General features: G+C 33.9%; 18 protein-coding genes. 13 read left to right on the plus strand and 5 right to left on the minus strand.

The genetic code is table 11. From position 1 onward, the window contains the following. Nucleotides 1–12: 12 nt before the first annotated feature. A complete protein-coding gene (locus tag BAMA_RS07825; RefSeq protein WP_034638009.1) occupies nt 13–696 on the minus strand; it encodes a response regulator transcription factor in 684 nt (227 codons plus the stop codon). A gap of 151 nt (nt 697–847) precedes the next feature. Here BAMA_RS07825 and BAMA_RS07830 point away from each other — a divergent pair, with 151 nt between their 5' ends. The 5 genes from BAMA_RS07830 to BAMA_RS07850 all read left to right on the plus strand — a co-directional run bounded on the left by BAMA_RS07830 (nt 848) and on the right by BAMA_RS07850 (nt 5,382). Next, the gene (locus BAMA_RS07830; protein WP_034638011.1) at nt 848–2,431 is read left to right on the plus strand and encodes a multicopper oxidase family protein; all 1,584 of its coding nucleotides are present in this window, start codon (nt 848–850) and stop codon (nt 2,429–2,431) included. Between the two features lie 302 nt (nt 2,432–2,733). Further along, nucleotides 2,734–3,324, plus strand: coding sequence for a class I SAM-dependent methyltransferase (locus BAMA_RS07835; RefSeq protein ID WP_034638012.1), 591 nt, complete (start codon nt 2,734–2,736; stop codon nt 3,322–3,324). Continuing rightward, nucleotides 3,311–3,922 (plus strand): DedA family protein, encoded by a 612-nt coding sequence (locus BAMA_RS07840; protein WP_034638014.1) that lies wholly within the window; start codon nt 3,311–3,313, stop codon nt 3,920–3,922. The genes BAMA_RS07835 and BAMA_RS07840 overlap by 14 nt, the downstream gene beginning before the upstream one ends. Nucleotides 3,923–3,966: 44 nt before the next feature. Next, nucleotides 3,967–4,674, plus strand: a complete 708-nt coding sequence (locus BAMA_RS07845) for a response regulator transcription factor (protein WP_034638017.1) — start codon at nt 3,967–3,969, stop codon at nt 4,672–4,674. Nucleotides 4,675–4,968: 294 nt separating this feature from the next. Then, the gene (locus BAMA_RS07850; RefSeq protein WP_034638020.1) at nt 4,969–5,382 is read left to right on the plus strand and encodes a DUF2871 domain-containing protein; all 414 of its coding nucleotides are present in this window, start codon (nt 4,969–4,971) and stop codon (nt 5,380–5,382) included. Between the two features lie 108 nt (nt 5,383–5,490). On the opposite strand, the gene BAMA_RS07855 is transcribed toward BAMA_RS07850, so the two are convergent. The 4 genes from BAMA_RS07855 to BAMA_RS07870 form a co-directional block, all read right to left on the minus strand. After that, nucleotides 5,491–6,222, minus strand: a complete 732-nt coding sequence (locus BAMA_RS07855) for a DUF421 domain-containing protein (protein ID WP_034638022.1) — start codon at nt 6,220–6,222, stop codon at nt 5,491–5,493. Between the two features lie 184 nt (nt 6,223–6,406). Next, nucleotides 6,407–7,135, minus strand: coding sequence for an urease accessory protein UreH domain-containing protein (locus tag BAMA_RS07860; RefSeq protein ID WP_235184433.1), 729 nt, complete (start codon nt 7,133–7,135; stop codon nt 6,407–6,409). A gap of 30 nt (nt 7,136–7,165) precedes the next feature. Beyond that, nucleotides 7,166–8,161: a F510_1955 family glycosylhydrolase gene (locus BAMA_RS07865; protein ID WP_034638025.1), complete on the minus strand. Its 996-nt coding sequence runs from the start codon at nt 8,159–8,161 to the stop codon at nt 7,166–7,168. Between the two features lie 119 nt (nt 8,162–8,280). Then, nucleotides 8,281–9,042: a DeoR/GlpR family DNA-binding transcription regulator gene (locus tag BAMA_RS07870; protein WP_034638028.1), complete on the minus strand. Its 762-nt coding sequence runs from the start codon at nt 9,040–9,042 to the stop codon at nt 8,281–8,283. Nucleotides 9,043–9,260: 218 nt separating this feature from the next. Between BAMA_RS07870 and BAMA_RS07875 the strand changes: the two genes are divergently transcribed. The 8 genes from BAMA_RS07875 (at nt 9,261) to BAMA_RS07910 (ending at nt 16,978) form a co-directional block, all read left to right on the plus strand. Further along, nucleotides 9,261–10,019 (plus strand): ABC transporter ATP-binding protein, encoded by a 759-nt coding sequence (locus BAMA_RS07875; protein WP_034638031.1) that lies wholly within the window; start codon nt 9,261–9,263, stop codon nt 10,017–10,019. Then, nucleotides 10,007–11,626 carry an ABC transporter permease subunit gene (locus BAMA_RS07880; protein ID WP_034638033.1) on the plus strand — a complete coding sequence of 540 codons (1,620 nt, stop codon included), beginning with the start codon at nt 10,007–10,009 and terminating at the stop codon, nt 11,624–11,626. The genes BAMA_RS07875 and BAMA_RS07880 overlap by 13 nt, the downstream gene beginning before the upstream one ends. A 10-nt stretch (nt 11,627–11,636) precedes the next feature. Beyond that, entirely contained in the window at nt 11,637–12,626 is a 990-nt protein-coding gene (locus tag BAMA_RS07885; protein ID WP_034638035.1) for an extracellular solute-binding protein, read from the plus strand. 20 nt (nt 12,627–12,646) lie between these two features. Continuing rightward, a complete protein-coding gene (gene phnW, locus BAMA_RS07890) occupies nt 12,647–13,741 on the plus strand; it encodes a 2-aminoethylphosphonate--pyruvate transaminase (protein WP_034638038.1) in 1,095 nt (364 codons plus the stop codon). Next, nucleotides 13,738–14,553 (plus strand): phosphonoacetaldehyde hydrolase, encoded by an 816-nt coding sequence (gene phnX / locus BAMA_RS07895; protein WP_034638041.1) that lies wholly within the window; start codon nt 13,738–13,740, stop codon nt 14,551–14,553. The genes phnW and phnX overlap by 4 nt, the downstream gene beginning before the upstream one ends. 143 nt (nt 14,554–14,696) lie before the next feature. Continuing rightward, nucleotides 14,697–15,617: an ABC transporter ATP-binding protein gene (locus BAMA_RS07900; protein ID WP_034638044.1), complete on the plus strand. Its 921-nt coding sequence runs from the start codon at nt 14,697–14,699 to the stop codon at nt 15,615–15,617. After that, the gene (locus BAMA_RS07905) at nt 15,610–16,347 is read left to right on the plus strand and encodes an ABC transporter permease (protein ID WP_034638048.1); all 738 of its coding nucleotides are present in this window, start codon (nt 15,610–15,612) and stop codon (nt 16,345–16,347) included. The genes BAMA_RS07900 and BAMA_RS07905 overlap by 8 nt, the downstream gene beginning before the upstream one ends. Before the next feature lie 25 nt (nt 16,348–16,372). Then, the gene (locus BAMA_RS07910; protein ID WP_034638050.1) at nt 16,373–16,978 is read left to right on the plus strand and encodes an undecaprenyl-diphosphatase; all 606 of its coding nucleotides are present in this window, start codon (nt 16,373–16,375) and stop codon (nt 16,976–16,978) included. The last annotated feature ends 52 nt before the right edge of the window (nt 16,979–17,030 follow it).

Here is a 17,030-nt window from a genome sequence, read left to right on the forward strand (position 1 = left end):
CCACTATCCTTATTACTTCATATTCTCTTCACTTGCCCAGCGATATCCGATTCCATAAATGGTTTTTAAATGGTCGTCAATTGGGAAGGACGCTTTTCGTAGTTTATCACGTAAGTTACGAATATGAGAATCAACAGTTCGATCTTCCGTCTCTGTAGAGTGGCCCCAAATTCGTTCAATCAGTTGTTCACGACTAAAGACATAATCTAAATTATTTAAGAAGAGGCCGAGTAGTGAAAATTCAATTGGTGTTAATAATAATATATTTTCATATAAAGAAGCGATATGTTTTGTTTCGTTCCAAATTAATCCTTTAAAATCTACCGTATGATGTTGCTTTGTTCTGCGAAGCACAGCCTCTATACGAGCAAGTAATTCTTCTTCATAAAATGGTTTTGTAATATAATCGTCTGCACCTTTTTTTAACCCTTGTACAACATCTTCTGTATCATCGCGAGCTGTTAGCATAATGATTGGAACATGATTAAATTCACGAATTCGCGCACAAGTCTCCCAGCCATCCATTTCAGGCATCATAATATCAAGTAAAATTAAGCGGAAAGTTGTTTGGTCTATAAGTGAAAGAGCTTCTTTTCCAGAAGTTGCTTTTGTACAGTGATAACCACGAGGAGTTAAATACAATGAAAGTAAATCTAACATACGTGGTTCATCATCTACTAATAATATACGGATCATAAAAGCCTCCTTGATTGTACTATATATAAATATAATCTATTTTACTAAAAGATATTGAAGAAATTATGGAGAAAGTCGTTTTTTACGTCTCCAAAATTTCTCGATAATCATTATATATAATTGCCTCAAAGTAAATAAAGGGGGCATTTTTATGAAAAAGCCTATATTAACTGCGATATCAGTAACTGCTATATCTCTCATTGCGGCATGCTCTGGAACAACAGATACAGTAAGTGAAAAAGAGAAAAGTAGTAAAAAAGTTAAGCAAACGGAAACGGCAGTAAAACCATTGAAAATGATAGAAGGACCAGAAGTTACGTTAGTGGCAAAAGAAGCAAAGCAACAGTTAGATAACGGTGTTGTTGTACCAGTATGGACCTTTAATGGTTCAGCACCTGGACCAGAAATTCGTGTGAAGCAAGGTGAGAAGGTTAAAATTACATTAAAGAACGAACTACCTGCTCCGGCATCAATTCATTGGCATGGATATCCGGTTCCAAACAATATGGATGGAGTACCGGGAGTAACGCAAGATGCAGTCGAACCAGGAAAGAGCTTTACGTATGAATTTGAAGCAAATGTACCAGGGACATATTGGTATCATTCTCATCAAGATTCTTCTAATCAATTAGATCGTGGTTTGTACGGTGCTCTTATTGTAGAAGGTAAAGACGACAAATATGATAAAGACTACACGTTAATGTTAGATGAGTGGGTAACAGATAAAGAACAAATTGATGCACAAGTAAAAGGGATGTTAGAAGGCAAATCGTCTACTATGAATCATGGAGATATGAGTGGTATGGATCACTCTAACATGGACATGGGGGAAATGGATCACAATTCAGGTGGTATGCAAGGTCATGATATGAGTATGTATGATTTATTCACAATTAACGGTAAGAGTGGCGATTTAGTAGAAACATTGAAAGTGAAAAAAGGGGAGAAAGTAAGACTAAGGTTCGTTAATGCAGGTTACTTATCACATAACATTCATGTTCACGGTCATGATATAAAAGTCGTTGCAACAGACGGACAGCCAATTCATGATCCATCGGTGGTGAAAGACCAAGTAATTGCGATTGCACCAGGCGAGAGATACGATGTAGAGTTTACAGCAAACAACCCTGGTAAATGGTATGTAGAAGACCATGGCTGGGGGAAAGGACGAAAAGGAATGAAAGCGGTTATTGAATATGAAGAAAGTAAAAAAATGAAAGATAAGGCAAATGAACAAGAAAAGTTACCAGCACTGGATATGACGAAATATGGTGGCAAAAGAGTTGGCAGCCTTACTTTAGACGGACAGTATGATGTCACATATACGATGGACTTAAATACGGAAATGAATGACCACGAAATGGTCTATACCATTAATGGAGAAATATATCCTAATATTAGCCCGATTCAAGTGAAGAAAGGTGATTTAGTAAAAGTAAAATTAGTGAACCTTTCTAAAATGGATGATCATCCTATGCATTTACACGGGCACTTCTTCCAAGTGTTAAGTAAAAATGGAAAACCGGTAGAAGGCTCTCCAATTGTGAAAGATACATTGAACTTAAAACCAGGTGAAGAATATGAAGTCGCTTTTGTAGCGGATAACCCAGGGGACTGGATGTTCCACTGTCATGATTTACATCATGCAGCTGCAGGAATGGTAACAGAATTAGAATATAAGGATTTCACATCTGGTTATGTTCCGAATCCAGAGGTTTCTAATATACCGGAGTGATGAGAAGAAAGATATTATCTTTTAGATGAAGTAGTTTAGATAAGGTGTAAAAACAATAGAAATCGAGTATGAAGTCATAAAGATTTTATGCTCGATTTTTTTGTATGCTACTTTTAGACATTAATTTCTATAGGTGCAGTTTTTTGATAATAAAAGGTATTTAAGAAACTGAACCTGAAAAGTATATACACGGAGAACTCAATATTAAGAAAAACTTAAGAAATCCCCTAAATATTTTTTAAGAAACGATGTATATACTAGGAACTATCTTACACAGTAGTGTTGAATCGGAGGGAGAATTCATGCAATTTATTACGTTCTTAACTCAATTTATTAAACAACCAAAACATACTGGGGCAATTGCACCTAGTTCAAAAATATTAGCAAAAAAAATGGTAGAGGTAATCGATTTTGAAAGTGCAAAATGCATTGTAGAATTAGGGCCTGGAACAGGTGTATTTACAAAAGAGATGATGAGAAGAAAAAAAGATGAAACAAAATGTATTTTGATTGAAATTAATGAAGTGTTTTGTAAGCAATTACGGGAGCAGTTTAAAGATGATTCAAACGTATTTGTTATACATGGATCGGCTGAAAATATTCAAAAGTATATGGAAGAGTTGCATATAACAGAAATTGATTATGTATTATCTGGTCTACCGTTTACATCTTTGCCAAAGAGTGTATCATCACGTATTTTACACAACGTGCAGGGGGCATTACGGGAAAATGGAGAATTTATAACGTTTCAATATTCACTTGCGAAAAAGTCATTTATCCAAACGTTTTTTTCAGAAATTTCACTTAAAAAAGTTTGGTTAAATGTCCCGCCGGCTTACGTGTTTAGCTGTAAAAATAAAAAAGGGGTGCATATGGAAAATGGAGTTAAATGAACTGATTTTATATATTGAACAGTATGGTTACGCAGCCTTGTTCTTTTGTTTATGGCTTGGGATTATTGGTATGCCAATTCCAGATGAAATGATTGTGATGAGTGGTGGTTTTGTATCATCACTTGGTATATTACATGTTGTTCCAGCTTTTATATTAACGTATTTAGGCGTTGTATCAGGGCTTTCAATTGGTTATATACTTGGCAGAGTGTTTGGTGTAAAAGTGGTTGATAAAATGATGGAAAAGACGAAGACAAAGCATCTTGAAAAGTCCCAACAATTAGTTCATAAATATGGGCATTACGCATTAGTAATGAGTTATTTCATCCCATTTGTTAGACATATTGTTCCGTATTTAGTTGGAATGAATCATATGTCATATCAAAGATATGTGCTGTATTCGTATACAACTGGATTTTTTTGGACGCTGCTTTATTTTATACTTGGTTCTACATTTGGAAAGCACATTGAAGCAATCGTGAAACTTGCGACGCAGTATGGTCTATATTTTGGAGCAATAGTTGCAGTGGTATGTAGTATTTTTTATGTATATACAAAGAGAAAAGTACGAGTAGTAAAGATAGAGGGTAGTAAATAGCTGAAATTAGGATCGATAGTTCAGTTATATAAGGGAGTTCATACATGTATAAAATTTTAATTATAGAAGGGGATTGTAATATCTCTTCATTATTACAATCTCACATTAGAAAATATGATTATGAGACAGTTGTAGTGAATGATTTTCATAATATAATGGATACGTTTCGTACGATGCAACCTCATCTTGTGTTATTAAATGTAACTTTACCTATATTCGATGGTTTTTATTGGTGTCATCAAATTCGTGCTGAATCTAACTGTCCAATCATCTTCATCTCTGATCGTGCTGGTGAGATGGAACAAATTATGGCGATTGAAAATGGTGCGGATGATTATATGATAAAGCCACTCCATTATGACGTTGTAATGGCAAAAATAAAAGGACGATTACGCCGAGTCTATGGTGAATATGCCTTAAATATTTCAGAGCGTATTGTTACAGTTCAAGGCTTAAAATTACTCCCTGAGAGAACGGAAATTCGCTTCAGAGAAGAACAAAGTTTTCTTACAAAGAAAGAAGCAATTTTAGCAGAATTATTATTATGTAAGTATCCTCGTGCTGCGAATCGTGAAGAGTTATTAACTGCACTTTGGGATGAAGAAAGCTTCATTGAAGATAATACGCTTAATGTAAACGTTACACGCCTTCGTAAAAAGTTTATGTTACTTGGGATTGAGAATGCGATTGAAACAGTACGTGGACTAGGTTATCGTTTAAATGTAACTTGGGATTGGAATGAAAAAGGTTGAATTTATCCCGCATTAACGGGCTGGCAATCAGTAGGGGATGAAGCCCCCTACTGAATGAAGTTGCACTTTATTCACATAATGTTCATTTGTTTTGTATAATAGGATATTTTATAATTATAATAAACTTTTACAAAAGTAAATTAGCTATACTATGACTCCTAGGTAACTAGGGGTTTTTTATTATGTAACTTTTGTTATTTATGAATAACAAAATATTTCCAGTTATTCATAGTTGGAATACTTTATATATTCAATTTGATATGTGAAGTAAAACGAAATTTTAGGAGGTAAAGAATGAAAAAGTTATATTACGCATCGTTCACTTATTTACTTATTGGTTTATTCTCAGGGGTATTTGCGAGAGAATATGCAAAATCAAAGGGGATTTTAGGATCTACTTTACTAAACCTTTTACATACACATGCATTAGTACTTGGTTTTCTATTCTTTTTAATTGCGTTAGTTGTATCGAAAGTGTTTGCAGTACATGAGGTGAAAAGCTTTAATTTATGGTTTATTTTCTATAACGTGGGAGTCGTTTCAACAGTGGGCTCAATGGCTGCTAGAGGGCTTCTTCAACTAAATGGAGCTGATTTTAAAGGGTTAACTTATATAATAGGGGCCTCTCATTCTATCATTGGTTTCAGTCTTGTTTGGTTTATGATTCTATTGAAAAAGTCAGGAAAATGGAATGCTATAGAAAAGTGATGTTTGTTGTAAACATCATGCATTCTTCATATTTCCGTAGCATTAAATCTACTTTGATTATGAGTGGATACTATGTTTAATATATAGCATAGTATCCACTTTTCTTCTCTAGTGTAAAATAGGTGGAACCTTTTTTATGATGTCTGTATTTTTCATGCTTACATGTAGTTCATTCATATCGTTAACAGCTGCATAAAAGACATCTCTCACATCAAAAATATTCTTTCTTTCTAACTCTTCATACAGCCATGATTCATTTAAATTCCTGGAAGATAGGACCTTTTCATAAATTTCTCCATCAATAATAACTGGTATATCAATTCCCTTATTAAAAACATTTGGCTGTGGTGAAAGGTGTTCAATGCGTGCAATTTCTTTTTCAGCAGATAATTTAACAGATAGATCTCCATTTGCTTCGACTATAGCTAATTCAACATCCTTTACATTAAAAACTTGTTGCTCTCTTAACATCTGTAAAATGGTATCAATCGGGTACTGTATTTTGTTCATTTTGTTTACTAAAAATTGTCCTTCATAAATGACGATTGTAGGTTCAAATGTTAACAAACGTCCTATTGTACGATTTTTCATTTTCCAAGTGGCAACGAGTTTCTGTAGTAAAGCTATGGCAATAATAGCAACGGCTGTATATATATGATTAATCTTTGGATCTGCAATATCAGCACCAACTACAGCACCTAAAGTTAAAATGACTAAAAAATCAAATACCGGCAATTCACCTATAGAGCGCTTTCCCATATAAAGCGTTGCGAAAAGTGCTAGTGGCAAAATAGTGACAATTCGGCCTAAAACTTTTAATATTTGAAATGTATGTTCCATCCTATCACCTCATAGAGAGAGCTTTACATATTAATATGATACAGATGCCTGTTAATTATTTACATATTAATAAAGATACAAAAAAGCTGTAGAAAAATTTTTATCTCTACAGCTTAACGTTTTAAGTGATACTTTAGGATTTGATAATCCTATAGAAAGGTGAGGAGTGAAGTTTCACTTCGTGTTACGCCCAATAAAGCAAAGTATCATAAGTTCCTATTACAACCATGAAGACACCGGCTATAACTTGAATCCTTTTTCCTGCCTTTCGACTTTTCTTCATTACTGTTCCATTTAGTCCAAGATATGAAATAATACTTACTAGTACAATAACAGGAATGGCAGTACCTAACGCAAAGAATATCGGTAACGAATATCCAGCTTCAGATGAAAAAGATAAAGGTATCAATGTTCCGAAAAATATGATAAACATTGTAGGGCAAAATGCTAGAGAAAAGAAAAATCCCATAAAAAATGAACCAAATGATCTTTGCTTATTTAGCAGTTTTGTTGAAAATGTAAAAATAGAGCCTCTAATCTTTATAACTCCCATTAATACAAGACCAATGAATATAAGTAAGGGCCCCATCATTTTACGTAACCAAGGGAAATACAACGTTAATGTTTGCTGTGCTTCTGTTCCTAATATCCATACGATGAATCCGAGTAATGTAAAAGCGATTATTTTTCCTAAAATAAATAATAATATATGTTTCCAGGAAACTCCTTTTTGTAAGGAACGGTTTCCAAAAATCGCCATAGCGCTAATATTTCCCGTTAGTTGACAAGGCGCAAGAGTAGCTACCATTCCTAGTAAAAATGCAAATACAATTGGCATGGAATTAGTAGAATTAGCAATTTCCATGAATGGAGACATCATTTGATAACTCCACTCGCTAATAGTTGAGAACATGTTGTATTCTCCTTTTCTAAGTATCGTATATTAGTTGAATTGTAGCGTTCCTTTTTCTACAATTTGTTTCCATGTTTGACCGTTATCAGTAGTTAGAAATACACTGACTTCACTCGTTACAAATACGATTTCAGATGGATTTTGAGGGTTTTGTGAAATATACATAATTGCTTCTTTTGTATGTAAAGGTGGAACTTGTAATTCTGTTTTTTCACCGTTAGCAAGTAATTGTTTTGTTAGTCCTTGCTGTTTCTTGTTTGTAGTATGGGAATAAATAATTTCCTCATTGCCAAATGTTAATGCAGTTGTGCCTTCAGATTTAGAAAATATTTGAAAAGTATTTCCGTAGTCTGTAGATAGGTGAATACCATCTTTTGCACTTATTGCAATGATACTTGCTTTATCAGGATGTACAGCAAACGAGCTAATCGTACTTGAAATGCCATCTAATTTGCTACTTTCCCAATCTGTTCCACTGTTTTTACTAAAATAAAATCCAGTTTTTAGTTTCGAATTTGGACGTTCATTATACACATAAATAGCTTCATTATTGTAGCCCACAGCAAGATTATGAAAGTCAGATTCACCGTAAAATGCTAATGTTTTAAGTGTTTCCCCACCATCAACGCTCTTTGTTAAACCTAAAGGATTTTTTAATTTTGAGCCTGGTTCAGGATGTCCACTTGCAAAGAAACCATCCTTTGTAGCTTGAAATCCCATATAATCATGTTTTTGTACCGGAGTTTCTAACCACTTACCATCTTGGTATATTCGTATTCCACTATGAGTTGCGATGGAAATACCAGGGATGTTCCCGGCATATCCAATACCGTGAATGTGATCAATGTTACCAGAAGAAAGTTCTTTATAAAAGTCTTGTGGATTCGTATTAGATGTTTCATTATTGCCTTTTTTAGAGGTTTGTACAGTTTCTTCTTTTTTCGTTGTTGTTTCTGTTTCATTAGAGCATGCTGTCATGATAAATAGGGATGTCATTGCAAAACTACTAAGTAATAGTTTTTTCAAATGTGTTGTCTCCTCTCAAATATATAATTGTTTCCCGTAGAATAACAAAAAAATATCAAGAAATTATGAAGAGAAAAAGCACTCAAGAATGATATTTACATCGTTCCTGAGTGCTTTTTTTAAGTCGCAACAATTAAATCCGTGCTCGTTTTCTGAAATTGTTTAATAAAATCTTTATTTACATTACTATCTGTCATAATAGCATCAATTTTATGAAGAGGTGAAATGCCAACCGTTACATCTTTTCCAAACTTTGTGCTATCAGCAGCGACATAAACTTCTTTTGAAATTTCAATAATTTTCTTTCTTGTAATTGCTTCTTCCAAGTTGTAATCGGAAATACCTTTTTCAACTGTGATTCCGCTTGCGCAAATGAAAGCTTTTAAAATGTTTAACTCACCAAAGTTAAAGATGTAATCATAGGCAACTACTGATTGTTCATTTCTTCTTATTTTTCCTCCGATGATGATAATTTCAACATCACTATTTGTCAGTTCGGTTACAACTGGGATGGAATTCGTTACAACAGTCAAATTCTTTTTCTGTTTAATATATTTTGCGATTTGATATGTTGTTGAGCCGCTATCAAGATAAATGCAATCTCCATCATGAATATATTCGCTACACATCTTGGCAATCGCTTCTTTTTCTTCTATATGACTAATCATTCTTTCTTGCATTAATGATTCACCAAATGTTGTTTCAACGATTTTGACTCCGCCGTAAATCTTTTCAATTTTGCCTTGTTTCGTCAGCGTATTGATATCTCTACGCAAAGTATCAATAGAAATATCAAGTTCTTCTTTTAATTCGGCTATCTTTAGAACTTTCTTTACAGTTAATAAATCAAGAATCTTCTTTTGTCTTTCCAGTGGAAACATAACATCACCCATTCAATATAATGTTGCTTGAAGCGGTACTAGCTTCAGTGTACTGAATATCAAAGGTATATTCAATATAAAAACACAATAAGACTTAATTAAAATATATGCAATAGTTATGAAAGAGTTATGCGGAATTTACATATCATTTACATAAATCATGATTTGTATTTACAAACCTTTTCTATACTGAAAGTGTGCTTAGGGAGGTGAACAGTTTGCTGAAACTAAAAAACATAAGCAAACAATTTGGTAATAAAGTCGTTTTAGATGATATAAATCTTGAAATTGAAGAAGGAGAGATTGTTTCACTATTAGGTCAAAGTGGAAGTGGTAAAACAACTTTATTAAACATTATCTTGGGATTAACAAACATGAATAATGGAAAGATCTTTTTCAATGATGTAGATGTTAGTAACGTGCCAATGAAGGAACGAGGATTTAACATTGTGTTCCAAGATTACGCACTTTTCCCTCATTTAAATGCATATGAAAATATTGTGTATGGTTTAAGAAATAAGAAGGGGTTAGTTTCTGAAGAAGAAGTACAAGAATATATTGATTTTCTAGAACTAAAACCTCATTTAACAAAGAAAATAAGTGAGCTATCAGGTGGTCAAAAGCAGCGTGTAGCGATTGCAAGAACGCTAGTAACGAAACCGAAAATTTTATTGCTAGATGAACCGCTTAGCGCTTTAGATGGTGTAATTAAAGAGTCAATTAAACAGCGCATTAAATCGATTGCAAAAGAATTTAAGCTAACGACAATTATTGTTACACATGATCCTGAAGAGGCTTTAACATTATCAGATAAAATTTTAATTATTGATCAAGGGAAGATTTCTCAGTTTGGGCCTCCAGAAGAAATTATTAAGAGACCTAAAAATGATTTCGTTGAAGAATTTATTTTAAAACAACTACAGATTAAAAGACAAAATATATATAACTTATTTGGTGAGAATGTATGTCTAACGTAAAACCAATGATGCGAGTCATCTATATACCGATTTTACTTTTATTTGCAGCTTTTCTATTTCTACCGCTTGCCGTCTTATTTGTTCGCTCATTTGAAACAAGTGATGGATTTAATTTCTCAAATTATGTTGCAATTCTATCAAATAAAGAATTGTTAGAAGCGATGGGAAATAGTATTAAAATCTCAACTATAACAGCAGTAATTACAACAACTTTGGCATTTGTACTTGCGTATTCTATTCATTGTACGAGAATATATAAGCCATTAAAAAGAGCGATTAAAATAGGAATTCTTATTCCGATGTTACTTCCTACGATTACATTTGGATTTGCGATTATTTATTCTTTCGGGAATCAAGGAATTATTACAAAGTTATTTGGTCAAAGTTTATTCAATATATACGGTTTTAATGGATTGTTAATCGGTTATGTCATTTACACATTACCGGCAGCTTTTCTACTTATTAACAACTCATTTAAGTATATTGATAAAAAATTCATCGTTGTTTCTAAGTTGATGGGGGATGGGACGATTCGTAGCTTTTTCAATACAATTGTTCGTCCATTAATTGGGACATTAGGCGGAGCGTTTGTCTTATCCTTCATTTTAAGCTTTACTGATTTTGGTATTCCAGCGTCAGTTGGAGGAACATATTCTGTCGTAGCAACGCAGTTATATCAAGTAATGCTCGGATCTATTCCGAATTTTAATCACGGTGCAGTTATTGCCGTTCTTATGTTAGTGCCAGTTATATTTGGAGTTTTATTGTTAAACTATCTTGAAAAGTTAAATTTTCATTATGATAAGTTTTCTGAAGCAGAATTAACAGAACATAAAGTAAGAGATATTAGCTTTGGTAGTATTTCACTCGCAGTGTTAATCGGAATGTTTTCTGTTTTCGCTGTCATGTTTATCGCACCATTTTTAAGTAGTTTTCCGTATGATTTTTCGTTCACATTGAAGCATTTTATTAGTACGTTCCAATCGAGCGACTTAATAGCGGTCTATCAAAACTCGTTATGGATTGCTGTCTTAACAGCAATATTTGGCACATGTATTGCGTTTTGTGCAGCAATATTAAACGTTCGTACACCGCTAAAGGGAAAAGGATCTATCGACGTCATTTCCATGTTAACAAATACAGTACCGGGTATGGTGTTAGGTTTATCGTACTTACTATTATTTAACGGCAGTAGTTTAAAAGGAACATTTACAATCATTATTTTATGTAACATCGTTCATTTCTTTACGACGCCGTACTTGATGGCGAAAAATTCATTATCCAAAATGAATCCTACATGGGAGACGACGGGAGAGTTATTAGGTGACAGCTGGATCAAAACAGTGTACCGCGTTATTCTTCCAAACTCAGCATCAACAGTCATTGAGATGTTTAGCTACTATTTCATTAATAGTATGGTGACGATTAGTGGGATTATTTTCTTAGTAACAGCACAAACGTCAGTAGTAGCAAGCAAAATTAAAGAATTACAGCATTTTGCGAAGTTTAATGAAATCTTCATTTTATCATTACTTATTTTCTTCACAAATCTACTTGTAAAGTTGCTTTGTGATTATTATCAAAAAAAACAATTCAAACATGAATGAGGTGGATATGATGTTTAAAAAAGTAAAAACAGGATTAGTATCGTTAACAGCTTTAGGTTTAATGTTTGGAATGGTAGGTTGTAGTACGGGTAAAGCAGATAGTGAGAAAGTAGTTATTTATACAAATGGAGATAAAGAGGCTACTGATGCGATGGAGAAGTCGTTAAAAGAAGCAGGATATGATGGGAAATACGTTCTTCAATCATTTGGTTCTTCTGAATTAGGCGGCAAGCTTTTAGCAGAGGGCGATAACATTGAAGCGGATGTTGTAACGATGAGTTCATACTTTATTGAGAGCGCAGAACAGCAACATGATATGTTTCAAGATTTAACATTTGATGTAGAAACGTTAGAACAAACGCCGAAATATTATACGCCAATCTTAGGAAATACAGGCGCAATTTTCGTAAATACAGAAGTATTAAAACAAAAAGGATTGCCAATGCCAACTTCCATAAAAGATTTAACAAAACCAGAATTTAAAGACACTGTTTCAATTCCTAACATTATGGATTCTTCAACAGGATGGTTATTAGTTCAATCGATTATTAGTGAATACGGGGAGAAAGAAGGAAAAGATGTTCTTCATGATTTAATCGCAAATAGTGGTCCGCACCTTGAAAGTTCAGGTTCTGGCCCAATTAAAAAAGTACAAGCTGGTGAAGTAGCTGTTGGGTTTGGTTTACGTCACCAAGCGGTGGAAGCGAAAGATTCAGGATTGCCAATTCAATATGTTGATCCAACGGAAGGGAACTTCTCTTATACAGAATCAGTAGCTGTTGTTGATAAAGATGATAAAAAATCGGAATTAGCGATGGAGATGGCAGAAACAATTAGTAAAGATGCACGAGAAGAGTTAATCACACATTATCCAGTTGCGCTTTATAAAGGTGAAACAGTAGCGGATACAAACAAACCAGCACACGCTAAAAAGTTTGAAAAAGCATTAACAGTTGAACTATTACAAGAGCATCAAGATTTCTTTAAAGCAGCGAAATAATTTTGCAAGGAGAGAAGAACATGAATAACGCGAAACTTTTAACACCAGGACCATTAACAACAACGAGCGGAGTAAAGAGAGAAATGCTTTTTGACCGCTGCACGTGGGATGATGAATATAAAGAAGTAACACAACATATTCGAGCACAGTTACTTGAATTAGCGCATGCATCAAAAGAAGAATATACGGCGATTCTAATGCAAGGAAGCGGCTCATTCTCAGTTGAAGCAGTACTGACAACAGCAATTTCGGATGACGATAAAGTATTGATTGTAACGAACGGTGCATACGGTAAGCGTATTGTAAAAATGGCGCAGTATATTGGTCTTAAGTTTACGGAGTATAGCATTGCATACAACGAATATCCAAATGAAGATGAGATTAGAAGTATGTTAGAAGCGGATGACTCTATTACGCATATTGCAATGGTTCATTGTGAAACAACAACAGGCATTTTAAATCCAATTGAAATGGTTTCAAATGTAGCGGGGGAATATAAGAAAACATTTATCGTCGATGCAATGAGCAGCTTTGGCGGTATGGAAATGAATATTTCTGAACTTGGAATACACTACTTAATTAGCAGTGCAAATAAATGTATTCAAGGTGTTCCCGGATTCGGTTTTGTCATTGCAAAGCTTGATAAACTATTACAATGCGAAGGAAATGCACGTAGCTTATCACTAGATTTATATGATCAGTGGAAAGAGATGGACAAGGAAGGGAAATGGCGTTATACATCTCCAACACACGTCGTTGCAGCTTTTTCGAAAGCGCTAGAAGAATTGATGGAAGAAGGCGGCGTTCCAGCTCGGTTCGCTCGTTATGAAAAAAATAATAAGTTGTTACGAGAAAGAATGGCAGCGTTAGGTATTCATGCTTACATTACAGCGGATAAACAATCACCAATTATTACAACGTTCTTATTCCCGAATGAACAGTTCAAATTTGAAGACTTCTATTCATTCATAAAAGAGAAAGGATATATTATTTATCCTGGAAAGTTAACGGATGTTGATACATTCCGCATTGGAAACATCGGTGAAATTTATGAAGAAGATATCGTAGAACTATGCAATATTGTAGAACAATATATGAAAGTGGTGGCGAAATGAATAAAGTAGAAGGCGTAATTTTAGATTGGGCAGGAACAACAGTAGATTTCGGATGTTTTGCACCCGTAAAGGTATTTGTGAATATCTTTAAAAATGCAGGAATTGACGTAACAATGGAAGAAGCAAGAGCTCCAATGGGAATGTTGAAAATTGATCATATTCGTGCGATGCTTTCTATGCCGAGAGTATCAGCTTTATGGGAAGAAAAATATGGTAGAGATTTTCATGAGCAAGATGTAGAGGCGCTATACGCGGAATTTGAGCCAGCACTGATGGCTACGTTATCTGACTATACAAATCCAATTCCAACAGTGATTGAGACGATGGAAGTTTTAAGAGAACGAGGATTAAAAGTGGGTTCAACAACAGGATATACAAACACGATGATGGATGTTGTTGTGTCAAATGCATTAGCAAAAGGATATAGCCCAGACTGTTATGTTACCCCTGATGACACAAATGCAATGGGACGTCCATATCCATATATGATTTATCGTAATATGGAAAAGTTAAAACTACAAACAGCCTGGAAAATCGTCAAAGTAGGCGATACGACTTCTGATATAAAAGAAGGAGTAAATGCAGGTGTTTGGTCAATTGGTGTTATTGTAGGTAGTTCTGAAATGGGATTAAGTATAGAAGAGTTTCATAGTCTTTCAGAATCTGAGAAAGAAGAGATAATTTCTAAAACAAGAACATCCTTTATGAACAACGGCGCTGATTTTACCATTGAAACGATGAGTGAACTTCCGCAGTTAATTGATGAGATTAATGGTTTACTTGCAGATGGAAAGAGACCAGGAGTGAAGTAATAGAATAATGAGAAGCGAGCCACCTAGAATTAGGTGGCTTTTGTCATGTCAAAATTAAGAGATAGTTAAGAAATGGTTAAGCCCCAGTTAAAATCGTCTTCCTATACTAAAGTTATCAACATATAAGAAAGTAGGTATTCTATATGAATGCAATTATAAAAACAACGAATTTAACGAAAATATATGGCGATCAAAAATCTGTAGATGATCTGAATATAACAGTGCAACAAGGAGAGATTTACGGATTTTTAGGTCGTAACGGTGCAGGAAAGACAACAACAATTCGAATGTTGCTTGGATTAATTAAACCTACTTATGGACAAATCGAAATATTTGGAGAGGATTTGTTTAAAAAACAGAAAGAGATTTTAAAAAGAATTGGGTCAATTGTTGAAGTTCCAGGTTTCTATGAAAATTTGACAGCAAGGGAAAATTTGTTAATTAATGCAAAGATTATCGGAGTGCATAAGAAAAATGCAATTGAAGAGGCGTTAGAAATTGTTGGGCTGCAAAACGAAACGAAAAAACTTGTTGGTAACTATTCGTTAGGAATGAAACAGCGATTAGGGATTGCAAGAGCGTTACTCCATTATCCAGAATTACTAATATTAGATGAACCGACGAATGGATTAGATCCAATCGGTATTAAAGAGATGAGAAGACTTCTTAAAAGTTTAGTTGAGGAAAGAAAAATTACGCTACTTATATCTAGTCATATTTTATCAGAAGTAGAGCAATTAGTAGATCGTATGGGAATTATTCATGAAGGGAAGCTTTTGGAAGAAATTAAGTTTGATGATTTAAGAAAAAGAAATCGTAAATATATTGAATTTCAAGTGTTAAATGATAATAAAGCAACGTTGCTTTTAGAGAATTACTTTGGAATTGTTGATTATGAGGTTCATGAAGAAGGAAATATTCGTGTATATTCGCATTTTGGACAACAAGGGCAAATCAATAAAGTATTTGTACAAAATGACATTGAAGTTTTAAAAATTATGATGAGCGAGGATAAGCTAGAAGATTACTTTACGAAATTAGTTGGGGGTGGAACAATTGGTTAATCTTTTATATACGGAGTTACTAAAGTTAAAACGCTCTAAAATGTTTTTAATTAGTATCATTGGTGCAGCGGTCGCCCCGTTTATGATTGTATTTGCTTCATATGTATACAGGGAAGCGGACAAATTACCAAAACCAGTCACATTTTATGATCTTTTTTACGATACAAATTTATATACATTTTTAGTGATTGGTATCCCTTTGTACGGAGTGGTGACAGCTTATTTATTTAATCGTGAATATGCAGAAGATACTTTGAAGAATTTGTTAACAATTCCTGTCTCTAGAATCAGCTTTATTATGAGTAAGTTCATTACTTTGTTTTTATGGATCATGATGTTAGTTTTTGTTGCTTGGGTATTAACGTTATGCTTTGGTTTGCTAGGGTCCTTTGATGGCCTCAGTGTTTCATTACTGATTACGTCTTTTCGACAGTTTTTGATAGGCGGGGTGTTACTATTTATCTTATCAACTCCTATTATTCTTATAACAATTATGTTAAAAAACTATGTGCCCACAATCATATTCACAATTGTGATAACGATGATAAATGTGATGGCAGCAAACTCAGAACATAGAGATTTATTTCCATGGTCAGCTGCTGGAGACATTGCAAGAAGTGAGCTCCTTCCGACCTATCCACCCGAATATTCATATGTTCTAATTATGGCAACATCATTCATTGGATTCGTAGCAGTAATTACTTACTTTAAAAAAACTGATATTCAGTGAAGGTTGTAAGGGGAGGAGTTATACAATGTCGTTTTTTCAATTCAATGTAGATGCTTTTCGATTCATTAATGACTTTGGTAAGCAATATTCGTTTTTAAACCCAGTGATGATCTTTATAGCAGAATATACAATATATGTTTTGGCCTTTACGATTTTTGTTTATTGGTGTACACGCTCTAACAAAAATAGAATGATGATTATTCATGCATTGCTAGCCTTTATACTCGCTGAATTGATTGGGAAAGTAGTGGGGAGGTTTTACTCGAATTATCAACCGTTTGCTGTATTAAATGATGTCAATAAATTGATTGATCATGAGATAGATAATTCATTTCCAAGTGACCATACCATTTTATTTTTTTCGATTTCGTTCTTCTTTTTACTTGTACGAAAAAGAGTGGGATTGATATGGTTTGTATTAGCGATATGCGTAGCTATTTCTCGAGTTTTTGTAGGTGTACATTATCCTTTTGATGTTCTTGTAGGTGCTGTTATTGGAATTGGTTCAGCTATATTTGTTTTTAAAATAACGCCAAAACTACTTTTCTTACAAAAACTTCTTTATCTATATGAAAAAGGAGAGAGCTATATATTGCCTTGGAAAGATAAATCAAAAAGTTATGAAAGATAAATAGCTGTTTCATGTAATCAAGAAAAATTGACATTTCATAATAGGAATGTCA

It is taken from the genome of Bacillus manliponensis, assembly GCF_000712595.1.
Classification (GTDB): domain Bacteria; phylum Bacillota; class Bacilli; order Bacillales; family Bacillaceae_G; genus Bacillus_A; species Bacillus_A manliponensis.